This is a genomic window from Streptomyces sp. NPDC012935, assembly GCF_042900345.1.
Lineage (GTDB): Bacteria > Actinomycetota > Actinomycetes > Streptomycetales > Streptomycetaceae > Streptomyces.
In genome coordinates this window covers 162,686-174,950 of the sequence record NZ_JBIBBC010000017.1, presented here as the reverse complement: position 1 = coordinate 174,950, position 12,265 = coordinate 162,686, and the positions used below count along the sequence as shown (strand labels likewise).

The 12,265-nt window shown below is 70.1% G+C and carries 10 protein-coding genes and 3 pseudogenes; 5 read left to right on the top strand and 8 right to left on the bottom strand.

Translation table 11 applies throughout. The features are described from left to right. Positions 1-6: 6 nt before the first annotated feature. From ACFY5C_RS32640 to ACFY5C_RS32615, 6 genes and pseudogenes are all read right to left on the bottom strand, one after another. The gene (locus tag ACFY5C_RS32640) at positions 7-1,419 is read right to left on the bottom strand and encodes a hypothetical protein (RefSeq protein ID WP_389451085.1); all 1,413 of its coding nucleotides are present in this window, start codon (positions 1,417-1,419) and stop codon (positions 7-9) included. Beyond that, positions 1,416-2,927, bottom strand: coding sequence for a GT4 family glycosyltransferase PelF (pelF, locus tag ACFY5C_RS32635; RefSeq protein WP_389451083.1), 1,512 nt, complete (start codon positions 2,925-2,927; stop codon positions 1,416-1,418). The genes ACFY5C_RS32640 and pelF overlap by 4 nt, the downstream gene beginning before the upstream one ends. 86 nt (positions 2,928-3,013) lie before the next feature. Further along, positions 3,014-5,140 (bottom strand): hypothetical protein, encoded by a 2,127-nt coding sequence (locus ACFY5C_RS32630; protein ID WP_389451081.1) that lies wholly within the window; start codon positions 5,138-5,140, stop codon positions 3,014-3,016. Positions 5,141-6,281: 1,141 nt separating this feature from the next. Then, positions 6,282-6,437 (bottom strand): hypothetical protein, encoded by a 156-nt coding sequence (locus ACFY5C_RS32625; RefSeq protein ID WP_389451078.1) that lies wholly within the window; start codon positions 6,435-6,437, stop codon positions 6,282-6,284. 285 nt (positions 6,438-6,722) lie between these two features. Continuing rightward, positions 6,723-6,893: a hydrophobic protein gene (locus ACFY5C_RS32620; RefSeq protein ID WP_389451075.1), complete on the bottom strand. Its 171-nt coding sequence runs from the start codon at positions 6,891-6,893 to the stop codon at positions 6,723-6,725. A 235-nt stretch (positions 6,894-7,128) separates the two neighbouring features. After that, positions 7,129-7,465, bottom strand: a pseudogene (locus ACFY5C_RS32615) (STAS domain-containing protein). Between the two features lie 38 nt (positions 7,466-7,503). On the opposite strand from ACFY5C_RS32615, the pseudogene ACFY5C_RS32610 reads away from it, so the two are divergent. The 3 genes and pseudogenes from ACFY5C_RS32610 to ACFY5C_RS32600 form a co-directional block, all read left to right on the top strand. Then, a pseudogene (locus ACFY5C_RS32610) lies at positions 7,504-7,623 on the top strand (dihydrofolate reductase); the annotation flags it as partial. Further along, a pseudogene (locus tag ACFY5C_RS32605) lies at positions 7,624-7,896 on the top strand (transposase family protein); the annotation flags it as partial. It lies immediately after the preceding pseudogene. A 264-nt stretch (positions 7,897-8,160) separates the two neighbouring features. Next, on the top strand, positions 8,161-8,673 hold the full coding sequence (locus ACFY5C_RS32600) for a hypothetical protein (protein ID WP_389451072.1): 513 nt from the start codon (positions 8,161-8,163) through the stop codon (positions 8,671-8,673). 306 nt (positions 8,674-8,979) lie between these two features. On the opposite strand, the gene ACFY5C_RS32595 is transcribed toward ACFY5C_RS32600, so the two are convergent. Continuing rightward, positions 8,980-9,330 (bottom strand): ANTAR domain-containing protein, encoded by a 351-nt coding sequence (locus tag ACFY5C_RS32595; RefSeq protein ID WP_389451070.1) that lies wholly within the window; start codon positions 9,328-9,330, stop codon positions 8,980-8,982. A gap of 344 nt (positions 9,331-9,674) precedes the next feature. Beyond that, complete coding sequence (locus tag ACFY5C_RS32590; RefSeq protein WP_389451067.1) at positions 9,675-10,664, bottom strand: alpha/beta fold hydrolase; 990 nt, start codon at positions 10,662-10,664, stop codon at positions 9,675-9,677. Between the two features lie 266 nt (positions 10,665-10,930). Here ACFY5C_RS32590 and ACFY5C_RS32585 point away from each other — a divergent pair, with 266 nt between their 5' ends. Then, positions 10,931-11,473: a GNAT family N-acetyltransferase gene (locus ACFY5C_RS32585; protein ID WP_389451064.1), complete on the top strand. Its 543-nt coding sequence runs from the start codon at positions 10,931-10,933 to the stop codon at positions 11,471-11,473. Between the two features lie 214 nt (positions 11,474-11,687). Beyond that, positions 11,688-12,155: a hypothetical protein gene (locus ACFY5C_RS32580; RefSeq protein WP_389451061.1), complete on the top strand. Its 468-nt coding sequence runs from the start codon at positions 11,688-11,690 to the stop codon at positions 12,153-12,155. The last annotated feature ends 110 nt before the right edge of the window (positions 12,156-12,265 follow it).

Genomic DNA, 12,265 nt, shown 5'->3' with positions numbered 1-12,265 from the left:
GCGTGGTCAGGCGTGCGGGGAGGGCCGGCCGAGCAGGCGTATCGCGCAGGCCGCGAGACAGACGGCGGCCGCACCGCAGGCGGACGGCAGCACGACCGGTCCCGGTGGCAGGTGCAGCAGGGTCACGGCTGCGGCCGCGCCGGCGGCGGCCAGGCACAGGACGGCGGGCGGCCAGGCCACCCCGAACGCCTGCAGGAGCAGGGCGGTCCACAGTGCCGCGGCGAGCAGGAGCAGAGTGGCCTCGGAGTCGGTGAGCAGGGCCGCCGGCAGCAGCAACAGCAGATAGCCGGACAGGCACAGGCCGAGCACGGCGGCCGAGCGCAGCAGGAACGTGCCGGGTGTCGCGCTGGCCCGTAACGCGGCGACCGACCAGCCGCGGTAGCGGTACAGCAGCCACTCGGCGGGGCCCATGCTGAGGGTCAGCGCGATCACCGCGTACGGCTGCCGTCGGCCCTCCAGCATGACGAGCACCGCCGCCGCGAGTCCGAACAGGCCGTACGGCACGGATGCGCGAAGTCGCGGCCGCCCGGCGTCGGAAGCGGCCGGACCGGCGCGCCCCGCCCACAGGACTCGTCCCGCGGCAACCGAGGTGGCCAGCAGGGCGAGGAGGGGAAGCCCGACCCGCAGCTCCGGTCCGGGTTCCCACCACGGGAGCACGGCGGCTCCCGCGATCAGCGGGCTGAGCGCGGCCAGTAGCAGTCGCTCGCGGCCCAGGACGAGCAGCACGCTCGCTCCGGCCAGGTACAGCGATTGGGCCGCCGCCACTGCGACGGCCGACGCCCCGTCCGCGGGGAGCGCAGCGAGGGCCGTGGCCACCGTGGCGCCCAGCACGGACCCGGCCAGCAACGTGCCCGACGCCTCCCGGCGTCCCGTCACCAGCCGCAGGTGCGCGCGATGGCCCAGTGCCTGTCCCCACGCCCACGAGGCGATGCCCGCGACGATCAGCACAGGCGCGTGCCGGTCGATGGGCCACAGCGGCGCGAGGAGCAGGTAGGCCAGGGCGGGCAGCGCGAAGAGCACGCCGCGCAGCAGGCAGCGCAGGGTGTCGGGGCGCCACGGGTCGGTCGCCGGTGGCGGCTCGGGGAACGTCCGGGGCACCCTCTCGTACAGCGCGGTCGCCAGCGAGAAGAGGTTGGGGTGGCCGTATCGCTCCTTGATCAGCGAGGCGGACAGGCCCTCCGCCTCCAGCAGGGCCGCCACCTCGTAGGGATGTACGGCGGGCCCTATGGCCTCGGCGAGTTCGGCGGCGAGCGTGCTGACCGCCTCCTCGTCGGGACCGTGGCCGGGCAGCCGTATCGCGAGTGTGGCGTCGTCCAGGGCCCAGCGTGGGCGCCGGCGCGGCGGGCGGGGCTCCGCCAGCCGCAGGGCGAGGGTGTCCTGCCCTGCGTCGCCGGGTTCGAGGGATATCGGCCCGCTCATCCGGTGAGGCTCCTCGTGCCGGTGACCACCGGAGCGGGCAGCACGACTCTGGCGGGCAACTCCGCCTTTTCTGCGGCCAGTTCGTGGTAGATGGCGCGGAAGGTGTCGATGGTCTGCCGCAGGGTGAACTGCTCGATCACCCGCAGCCGCGCCGCCTCGCCCATCGCCCGACGCCGGACGGGATCGTCCAGCAGCTCCAGCGCGGCGGCGGCCATGGCGGCCGGGTCGCGCGGCGGCACCACCAGGCCGGTGTCGCCGACGGCCTCGCGCACCCCGCCGACATCGGTGGAGACGGTCGCCCGGCCGCACGACATGGCCTCGATCAGCGTGAACGGGAACCCTTCGCTGATGCTGGACAGCATCACCACGTTCCCGGCCGCGTAGGCGTCCTTGATGTCGTCGACGCGGCCCTCGAAGGTCACCGCGTCGCCGTGCCCCAGCTCGGCGGCCAGGGCCTCGCAGCGCTCCCGGTACGCCTCGCCGCCCCGGGGCGTGCCCCCGAACAACCGCAGGCGGGCGTCCGGCAGCCGGTCCCGGACGAGGGCGAAGGCGCGGATCAGTGTCTCCAGGTCCTTGATCGGGTCGACCCGCCCGGCCCAGCTCAGGGTGAGAGCCTCCGGCTCCGGACCGGCCGGCGGGAACGCGGCGGGATCGACGCCGTTGTAGACGGTGCGGATCGACTCCGGGTCGGCGCCGCCCTGCTCCTCCCACAGCCGGTTGTAGCGGTTGCCGGGGGTGATCAGGGCCGCCTGGCGGTAACTCTCCTCCGCCAGCAGCCGGAAGAAGCCGAGGATCACCTCCTTGACGGGCCAGCGGTAGGGCGCGGTGCGGTATCCGAGGTAGCGCTCGCGCAGGTAGACCCCGTGCTCGGTGAGCAGCAGCGGAACACCGTGCCGCTCCCGGGCGGCCAGCCCCGGCAGGACGGCGACGCCTCCGCTGACGGCGTGCGCGACGCCGTCCTGCGGGGACGGCGCGGCCAGCGGGCGCAGCGCGTGTTCGAGCAGGGCGGTGGCGGTGAGCGCGTCGTGCAGCGTCGGCCGCGCCTCGCGCACGGCCAGCCCGGGACGCGTCCATACGGCGGTCAGGATCGAGATCGCTGTGTCGCCCCGCAGGAAGGGGCTGAGCTCGCCGCCCGCCGCAGCCCACGCCAGGACGTGCAAGGCGGGTGCGAAGCCGTCCTCGGCGCCGGGGTCTACGAGCGCGGTCAGGAACCGCTCGTACGCGGCGGCCAGGCGCCTGCGGGACCGGCCGCGCGGCGGGCGGCCCTCCGGAGCGGAACCCCACATGGGAACGGACAGGACGCCGCGGACATGGTCGGGGAGGTCCCACACGATCGGCTCCCGTCCGGTGCCGGTGACGGCGATGACGTCGAACTCGATGTCGGGCATGCCCGTGACGAGCTGGTCGCACCAGACGCTCACACCGCCATGACTGTGCGGGTAGGTGCCTTCGGTGAGCAGGGTGACGCGCGCGGCGTCGTTGCGTCGCGCGCCGTGGTGAACGTGCATTGATGTGCTCCACGGCCGAGGTGTGGGGAGGGGTGCCGGTCCCGGCCTGCCGTCTGGCGGCCGGGACCTCGCTGCCGGTACGCCGGTCAGCTCCCCGCGGGAAGGACCGGCTCGGCCACGCCCTCGGGCACGCGGGCGTCCGGTGCCGGGTCGGTGGCCGGCGCGGAACCGCCCGCGCCGGGGGCCGTGGAGGAGGCCGCGGACTGCGGCAGCGTGAGGGTGAGCGGCCCGGCGGCCGGGGTGGTCCACCCGGACCGTTCGCCCGCGTACGCCTGGCCGAAGACGGAGCCGGCCCGTGCGGTGCCCTCGGGCATGGTGGCGGGGACGGCCACGCCGTCGGGGCTCTCGACGGTGACGGTGTCGCCGATCCGGTAGGCGTTGACCGTCCCGTCGCCCACCGCGGCCCGCCAGGAGGCGCGCTGCTTCAGCTCGTTGCCGATGTCCTTCATCCGCAGGTTCACCATCGGCGTGTTCTGCGCGAACAGCGTGTCGTAGGTGTCGAGCACGCCGTCCAGGACCGGGTAGGCGATCCGGTCCTCGGCCAGGTTGGACTGGTGGATGAAGTGCGGCTTGGGGTCGTTGCCGAGGACATGGCCGAGGGCGATCTGCCGCTCCAGGGGCACGATGTGCTGCGCGTAGCCGGTGGCCGTGTCGAGCGGCGCGGGCAGGCAGGTCGTGGTGTCCGGGTTGTCCTCGCAGATGCCGCTGCCGCCCTGCGCGCGGCTGGTGTAGATCCAGTTGTACTCGTCGACCTGTTCGGCCGCCCGGCCGGCGTTGTAGAAGATGTTCATCGGGTAGCGCGGGACCGTCGTGGCGGGGCCGACCTGCCGCTGGCCGGGCTCGCGGGAGTTGTCCGAGGCCAGCCAGCCGATGCCGGTGTCGGCGAGGGCGAGCGCCAGGTTGGGGTTGTCGGCCGGTTGCTGCGGCAGCACCCGCAGCCCGGAGTGCTCACCGGTCACCAACTCATCGTTGTCCAAGGGCAGTTGGGCCTGCTGCCCCCACACCTGGTTCTGGGCGATCTCGTCGGCGACGTCGGCGCGGCTGACCCACTTGGTGCTGCCGTCGGCGTTGGTGGCGCACCGCCACGGCACCACCGTGGTGTCCTGTTCGCAGCCGAGGAAGGCGTGTGTGTAGGTGTGGTTGATCCAGCGGAACTCGGCGCGGTCGGCGACGAGCCGGTCGGCCAGCGGGTCGGCGCCGTTGTTGTCCTCGCGGTGGTCGACGCTGCCGGCGCCGTTGTAGGCGAGGTCGAGGGTGAAGTCGCGCTCGCGCTGCCAGGCGGCGGCGTGGTCGACGTCGGCGGGCGTCATCCTGATCGGGTCGGGCGTGGCGTCGGGGTCGGTGCAGTCCACGTCGCCCGGTGTGCAGTTGAGCGTGGAGTTCCAGCGGTCGTCGGCGGCGAACACGTCGTCGACGTGTACGGCGAAGTAGTTGCGGGAGGCGCCCAGGTGCACCCCGCCGGTCATCCACTCGACGATGCCGCGGGCCAGCAGCCGGAACTGCTGCTGGTACTGGTTGTAGACGAAGGTGACGACGAGTTCACGCCGCCCGTCGTGCCGGTACTCCCCCACCAGCGAGCCCTGCTTGCTCGTACCCGGGATCGGCGCCTGCACGTAGGGGGTGAAGTCGGCACCGGCCATCGGCGTGGACAGGAAGGCATAACTCTCCCCGACGGTCGGGGAGTTGTCCTCGAACGGCACCGGCCCGTCGAGGTAGTCGAACGCACCGGCCCGCCCGGCGTCCGTCACCTGGGCCTGCACCCCGTCGACGCTGCCCGAGTAGCCGCCGTGCACCGGGTACTGGAGTCCGGCCTCGGGGCGGGCGTAGGTGTACGCGTCGACCTGCGGGATGTCGTACGTCTTCTCGTACGCCACCAGCGCGGCCATCTCGGGCGAGTTCGCCGGGAACGGGTTGTCGTTGGGCAGGACGACGGCCTGGAACTTGGCGCGGTCCCGGCCGTCCACGGTGTCCGCCAGATATCCGGCATCGATCACCGGGCGGTCGGATCGCGTGAGGTCGATCTCCGTGTACGGCGTTCCCGCGGTGTCCAGTTCGGCGGCGACGGCGTCGGTGGCCGGCCCGCCGTCGGTGACGACGAGCACCCGCAGGTCGATGCGGGGCGGCGGCGGGTCCGCGGCGTGTGCGGCCGGTACACCGAAGGCGGCTATGAGCGCGCCCGTCGTGAGCACAGTGGTGCTTAAGGTCCGCTTCATGCGGTGCTGTCCCCTCCCAGGGCAGGGGTGAGTAGCTCCGCTGAGCGAACGCACCCCCGCGCGCGACGCCGGCTTCCCCCTCAGAGACCGGTCGTCGACGCATCCGTCGCGTCAAATAGTGAGGTATCTGTGGAGCTTTCGTGGTCTTGCTGCGCAACCTGACGGAAAAACGCAGGTGCGTCGCGAACGTTCCCTCCGGGTGCACGGCGCCCTCGACGGTGGATCACGCCCGGGCCGCGGTCGGGCGCTTTGGACTCTGCGGCCCAGGTGAGAGGGGGGAATACGGCATCGGAGGGCGGCTGAGGGTCACCCGTTCGACCGCCACTGGTATGGACCGGTGGGCGGGGGTGGCTGCGGGCCGGTTTCAGGTCATTCACGAGGGCGGTGAGAGCGGCGAGCTGGTGCTGGGCCGGCTTCGGTGATCATTCACCTTGCGAAGGCAACGCTGACGTTGCTGTTCGGCATGCCTCAGCCGAGGAGCACACGCCGGCGATCCAGACATCGACGGAGTGGTGCGCTACCTCACTTGACCTGCCCGGGCGATCGCCAGGCAGCCGCGAAGCCCAGTGGAGAATGCCCGAAGGCCCAACGGCGGGCCCCCTCCGGCGGGCGCCCGATCGCTCTGCGCCCTGGAGGCTCCGCAGCGTCACGCAGGGTCCGTCACAGTCCAAGTCCTCACCCCATGCGTCCAGCACCGCACCGTGCCGGGCCCGCCGGGCCCGAAATCTACGCCTGCGGCCGATATCAGCGCTGGTGATGCGGTGGCCTGCCGGATGCCAGGTGGTGTAGTGGCCCTGGCTGGCGGTTCGGATGGGGCTGGACGTCGTCGGCTTGCGGTGATGCGACAACCAGGCCGACGGAGCGGTGGCGGGCGCGGCGATGGTCTTGATGGTGAAGTGGTGTAGCGACGCTTCAGACGGCCTGGGTAGGTGCGGTAGGTGCACCCTCCAGAGGACCCAGGCGTTCGTAGATCGCTCGGAGACGGCGAGCACGGTTGCGGACGCAGCGCACAAGGACGACATCGGCGAGCGACTTGGGCCCGCTCTCGACGGATACATCACCTACCACGGCTGACAACAGCCACCGCCACACGCAGCGGCGCCCCCAGCCGGGCTGACGGGTGAGGCACCGCCCGTCGTCCCTACCCTTTGGGCAGCTCGGCCCACACGCGTGCGGCCATCCCATCGGCCACGTCCTGTGGGGTCCCGGCCTGCACCAGGATGATCCCGCGGGACTGGTCCGGGAACGTGACCTCCCGCATCTCCGTACCCAGCGGGCCCATCGCCTCATCCGACATGGCGGCCTCCTTTCGACGGCTGCCGCCCACGCTAGAGGGACAGCCCGCAGAAGACGAGGACCCCCCACCAGACGGACTACAACCCTCGTGTCATAGACAACCCGGCCCTACTCCAACGACCGAGGATGCAGGCCTGTTGCCCACAGCCCAGTTCGCTGCAGAGGCAAGCGACAACCGTATGCAGGGACCGCCAGGCCGGCGCGGCGCAGAAGACGCGCCGCGCCGGAGTCGACAGGCCGCGGCTGCCGGCGGCTGAGCACTGTCAACGGCTGCGCAAGGGCCAGGTCACCATCGATACCAGCGGCCGCGGCCACCGCCGGTGGTGGTGGAGCGCATCACAAAGCCCAGCAGCCAAAGCACCAGCACGACAACAGCCACCCACCACAGAATCTTGACGGCGAATCCTGCACCGAAAAGGATCAACGCGAGAAGCAGAACAAGAAGCAGGGGAACCATAGTTATCAACCTCCTGCGGCTCTGTGTGCCCTGCAGATGCCCCTCCATTCCCGAGGGTCGCCTTGTTTGTGAAGGAGCACCCGGGGCACAAGCGGCTTTCCCTGACAGCGGCACCGAAGGCGGATGCGGGTGACGGCTGCACGATGCGCACGCGGTTGTTGGAACGCGGCCTGTCCCCTTCGCGTCTCTCCCTGCCCTCACGGCTGGCTGGGCAGGTTTCAGAACTCCGCTGAGGTCAGGACCGAGCGGCGGAGTGGCTGTCGGGGTGGAGAGGAAGGAGGATCGAGGCCGACGATGCGCAGCACGCGCAGGGTGTGGGGAGGAACGCCGGCGAGCGCGATGTCCGCCTCGGCGGCGTGGGCGTGGTTGTGGGCGGCGATCAGGGCGGTGATACCGCTGGAGTCGCAGAATTCCATGCCGGCCAGGTCAAGGATGAGGCGCTGGCCTGGCTGGCGGGTGAGTGTGGTGAGCAGCTCACGCATTTCGGGTGCGGTGGTGTAGTCGAGTTCGCCGGTGATCTCCACAACGGGTCCGGTGGCGGCGTCTCGGGTATTGATCTTCAGCGGGCTCATCATGGATTCGTTGTCTGTGGGTCGAGGGCTGGAACGCCCCGGTCCTGGTGGGCGGCGGCACGCCGTTCTTCACCGCGCTGGACAGCTGGGTGAACCTGAATCTGGTGGAGGCGCGGACGCTTCCCTGTGGCGTGATCCTGACCAGGTACGGGACGAGGCTGAGCGCCCGTCACGCGGAGCCGTCCTGCATAGCCCCTCCACCGGGCTGAGCCCCCGCTGTTTCGGCAAGTTGGTGACCGCAGTGCGCCGTGAGATCGGGGACGAGTCACGGCGCGGGCGACCGTGAAGGCTGCCGTTGGAGGACCGCATCGCTGGTCATGGCTTACTGGCGAACGAACTTGCCGTTGCGCCAGCTTGCCCCGCTGTTCGGCGTCTCCAGGTCCGTCGCTGACCGGCTCATCGGCCGTCCCGGCCCGAAGCTCACACTCCGAAGTACCCAGGGCTGCGTGGCCCGAGCATCTCCAGCAGTTCATCAAGCGACGGAGCACAGGGCACGGCGGCGTAGGTGAAGTCGTCGAAGGAAACCTGAGCGCGTCTTGCAGGACCACCACGGGATGCCGGTGGCGTCGATGATCAAGTGATGCTGGCTGCCGTCCCGCCCCCTCGATGGGGCTTCGTCGGTCTTGGCTCCCTGTCGCTTCGAGTATGCGCTGGCCGATCCGGGCTGAAGGCCGGGAGACTCAGGTGCTGTGGACATGGGGATCTCTGGTTTCAAGCCGTCCTTCCTGGTCGGGATCGAGGCGGTTCGGCAGGCGCACGGGTCGCGTCTGGCGAGGCTCGCTGGCCGGCGGCTGACGGGGTTCGTCTTGGTGCGCTTCGTTGAGGACGGAGACTGGTTCGCCGACTGCCCGGTGGTGTTGGACTTCGACGGCGTTCAGGTGGAGGTCTGCCACTCGAAGCTCGACGAGCTCTCGATCGGCTGGGACACGATCGACACTGCAGCGAGCATCGCCGGATGGGATGGGTCCGAGCTCACGCCTCAGTGGTCTCACGGTGATGAACACCTGGAGCCGTTTGTGGGCCAGGAGCTGTGCGAGGTCGCACTGCTTGAGTGGCGGCCGGCAGAGCGCGACTTGGCCGCTGGCACGGTGGCCGTGGAGTTCGTCTTCAATGGGGGCTGTTTGCGGATCGTCAACGGCCTCGACGAGAACCGCATCGAGGTCGGTGTGGCCCAGCCGGACTACGTTCGGCACCGGCTCGGCCGTTGAGCACTACGCCACGGCCGGTGTCGGTTGATCTCAATCGCAGGCAGCAGGGTGGCCTGCGTGGGATGCCGATCTGGCGGGAAGTCGGCCCGGCCGGAGTGGGTGGCGTGACGTGGCAAACCGACGGAATTCGCCGACCTGCTGGAAACGCGGCAGCCTCCGGCCAGCCCCTGTACGCGGTGGGTGCCGGCCCGCTAAGCCCAGCGGGTGTCGGTCGGGAGACGCGTAACTGCCCGCATCGGGCTCGCGGACGAGCCGAGCGGCCCGCGCGCGGGGCAAGTCTGCCGGTAGGAAGTTCGCGGCCCTTGGTCAGGGGTCCGGCTGTGTGGCGGCGGCGGTGGTGCGACGGGCCAGGGCCGCGCGCAGTTCCGTCAGGAGGTCATCGGGTAGCGCGGCGCCTTGAGCGTGCTTGAGGACGTGTTCGGCGACGGTGGACAGTTTGGTGTTGGTGTGCTGGGAGACTTCCCGCAGCACGGTGAAGCCGTCCCACGGCGCTATCCGCCCCAGCACGGTCAGGACACCGATGGCCTGGTCCACGACGGCATGAGAGACGAGGGCCTCGCCCAGTTGATCGTTCTCCGCGCGCAGCCGCTCCACCTCGTCCTGCAGAGAGCTGTCCGCACAGGCGGGCGGCGCCTCAGAGTATTCGGAGGTAGCCATGAGCTCATCCTCGGAGGCAACGGGTGACGGTCATGTGTATCGCCTGCCCGTAATCCTCTTCAGGATCCACCCGCACCGCTGTGGTGCACAACGCATGTGTCCTCCAGACCTGCAGGACGGAGGACGCACACCTGGACCTCATTTCGGAACCCCGCCCCCCGAGTAGCCAGCGACAGGGTCACCCATGTCCCGCTTCTCCAGCAGTCGGCGCGCTTCAGGTCGCCCAACGCGCCTCCGGGGACCCCGAATTCGCCCGCTCCGGTCGGGCACCCGCTCAAGGGCGGCCAGCTGCACGGCTCAGCCATGCCCGTGGCGGGTCTGAGCGGGCCGTATCGGGCGGTCGGTCACTGTGTACGGCTTGACCGCTTGCGGCTGCTCACAACGAGCCCGGCTCCCGCGATGAGCATCACGCCGGAGGCGCCTGCGCCCACGAGACCGGAAGTGCTGAGTCCTGTTTTGGCGAGGGCCGGCGCGGGGGACTGCGCGCGGGCGGCGTCGCGAATGAGGTCGGTGATGGCGTCGGAGTGGGAAATCATCACGCTGTGGGAGGAGTTGATCTCGACGGTGCGGGAGCCGGCGCGCTTGGCCTGGAAACGCTCGAGGGCGGGTGCTATGGCCTTGTCGTTCGTGGCTACAGCGGCCCAGGACGGGATGGTCCTCCACGCCGCGGCAGTGGCCTTGTCGGTGAAGGCTGACGCGGAGATGGGACGTTGGGCTGCGGCCGCCACCGCCGTGGCCGCCTGCGGCAGGTCTGCGGCAGCGACAGCGCGGAACTTGTCCGGGGAGACGTAGAGATCTGTTCCCGTGGAGCCGTCCGCGTTCTTGAAGGGCACCTGTACCAGCGCGGGGTCGAGCTCGCTGCCGGGGAATTTGGCGGCGAGCTGACCGAGGACCTCGCCCTTGTCGGGCATGAAGGCGGAGACGTACACGAGCGCCTTGACATTGGGGTTGCCGGCCGCTGCCTCGGTGATCACTGCGCCGCCGTACGACTGGCCGACCAGGACGATGGGGCCCTGGACGCTGCGTAGGACGCTTGCGATGTAGGCGGAGTCGGCGTGCAGGCCGCGCAGCGGATTGGCGGGAGCCATGACACGGTAGCCGTCGCTCTGCAGGCGTCCGACAACTGCGTTCCAGCTGGAGGCGTCGACGAACGCACCGTGCACCAGCACGATGGTCGGTTTGCCGCCGGCAGCGCCGGTGTCGCTGCCGGCGGACGGTCCTGCCTTGGCGACAGCAGGAGCCGACGCCGACAACGCCGCCGCGGTCACCAGCGCGGCAACGACTGCGGGTATTCGGCGCTTGTGAGGCCGTGGTGGTCGGGGTGACGACGTCATAGCTGCTCTCCTTCGGAGGCGGGACGGTTGCTCGTCACCCTGTGTCGTGTGCGCCTAATGCGCATGCACGGCGGAGCATTTGCGCGAATCGCCTCGCCCATTCAGGTGGTCTCGGCAGATGTACGGTTCATATGCGGTGGTCTGTCGTATGCGGTACTCGGCTCGGTCGGCGCCATCGGCACCGCTTGTGAGAGGGCATCCTGACGAACCCCGGTGAGGGCAAAAAGGGATTGCCTTGAGTTCAGGGCTCACGTTGGCTGGTCGGCATGGCTGAACTGCGTACCGATCGCCTCACCCTCCGTCGATGGCGGGACTCCGACCTTGAACCGTGGGCGGCGATGAATGCCGATCCTGAAGTGCGGGAGCACTTGGGCGACCTGCTGACCCGCGAACAGAGCGACGCCTCCGTGACACGGTTCCTGGCCGAGTTCGACCAGCGAGGCTACGGGTGGTGGGCCGTTGAGGTGCGGGCCACGGGTGAGTTCATCGGCTTCGCGGGCTTGGACCTGGTGGATGACGACATGCCGTTCACCGGAGTGGAGATCGGTTGGAGGCTGGCCCGCTCGGCTTGGGGCCAGGGCTACGCTACGGAGGCCGCGCTGAAAGTCCTGGCCTACGGCTTCGACACTCTTGAGCTTCCTGAGATCCTTGCCGTGACAACGGCGACCAACCTCCGTTCGCAGGCGGTGATGCGCCGGATCGGCATGACCCGGAACCCTGCCGACGATTTCGATGACCCCACCGCGCCCGAAGGCGCACTGCGTCCGAACGTGCTGTACCGCATCGACCGTAGTACGACGAGAATCTGACGTTCTTGACGCCATAGCGGTGCAGGGCCCGGAGCCGCCGTCCCGCAGATGCCGTACGGCCGTCCAGAGAGGACGGATTTTCCAGGTCCACCGTCACCGGGCCCCCGCTGTCAGGGGCGGCATCCGTACAACCTCTGACCGAAGTGACGTGTCATCACCAGTGACCGGAACGCATTCGAGCGTTTCTTCCCAACTCGTTCCAACGGGGGAACACATGAGCTTGGCACGCACGCGCACTCGCACACGCTCCCGCCGCGGCACCGCCGTAGCCCTCACCATGCTGATGGCGGCAGCACTCGGCGCCGCCGGCGCCGGATCCTCGACAGCAGGCACCGCAGCCGCAGGGCCGCAGACACGACAGATCGCCTCGTCCGTCCTCGGCACCGACTACAAGATCACGCTCACCGCTCTGCGTTCCACCCAGGACGAGTACGCCGCCTCCGTGCGCCTGCAGGTCTTCACGCAGTCCGGCGGCTCCTGGAAGGAGTCCGACCGCGTCACCGTGGGCGACGTGGACGGCTGGTTCTGGTTCCCCCTCACCGGCACCGGCGCCGTCTGCCAACTCGCCACCGCAAGCACCGAACCCGCCCCGCTGACGGTGAGCCTCCTCCTCACCCCGTCCCTCGGCTGCTCCGAACCGACCCACTTCGTCATCAAGGACGGCCGGGTGTACGCCGACTGACCGACGCCCCACGCCCCCTCCCCGGCCCCCGGCGGAATCACGAGCCCTCACCGCCACGCACCAGTTCCCGCGCCGTACGCTCATCGACAAGTCGACGCGGTCCGGACGAG

Bases quoted from the DNA above. Each gene is read 5' to 3' on its own strand.
- ACFY5C_RS32640 (WP_389451085.1), bottom strand. From the start codon at position 1,419: ATGAGCGGGCCGATATCCCTCGAACCCGGCGACGCAGGGCAGGACACC.
- pelF (WP_389451083.1), bottom strand. From the start codon at position 2,927: ATGCACGTTCACCACGGCGCGCGACGCAACGACGCCGCGCGCGTCACC.
- ACFY5C_RS32630 (WP_389451081.1), bottom strand. From the start codon at position 5,140: ATGAAGCGGACCTTAAGCACCACTGTGCTCACGACGGGCGCGCTCATA.
- ACFY5C_RS32625 (WP_389451078.1), bottom strand. From the start codon at position 6,437: ATGTCGGATGAGGCGATGGGCCCGCTGGGTACGGAGATGCGGGAGGTC.
- ACFY5C_RS32620 (WP_389451075.1), bottom strand. From the start codon at position 6,893: ATGGTTCCCCTGCTTCTTGTTCTGCTTCTCGCGTTGATCCTTTTCGGT.
- ACFY5C_RS32600 (WP_389451072.1), top strand. From the start codon at position 8,161: ATGGGGATCTCTGGTTTCAAGCCGTCCTTCCTGGTCGGGATCGAGGCG.
- ACFY5C_RS32595 (WP_389451070.1), bottom strand. From the start codon at position 9,330: ATGGCTACCTCCGAATACTCTGAGGCGCCGCCCGCCTGTGCGGACAGC.
- ACFY5C_RS32590 (WP_389451067.1), bottom strand. From the start codon at position 10,664: ATGACGTCGTCACCCCGACCACCACGGCCTCACAAGCGCCGAATACCC.
- ACFY5C_RS32585 (WP_389451064.1), top strand. From the start codon at position 10,931: ATGGCTGAACTGCGTACCGATCGCCTCACCCTCCGTCGATGGCGGGAC.
- ACFY5C_RS32580 (WP_389451061.1), top strand. From the start codon at position 11,688: ATGAGCTTGGCACGCACGCGCACTCGCACACGCTCCCGCCGCGGCACC.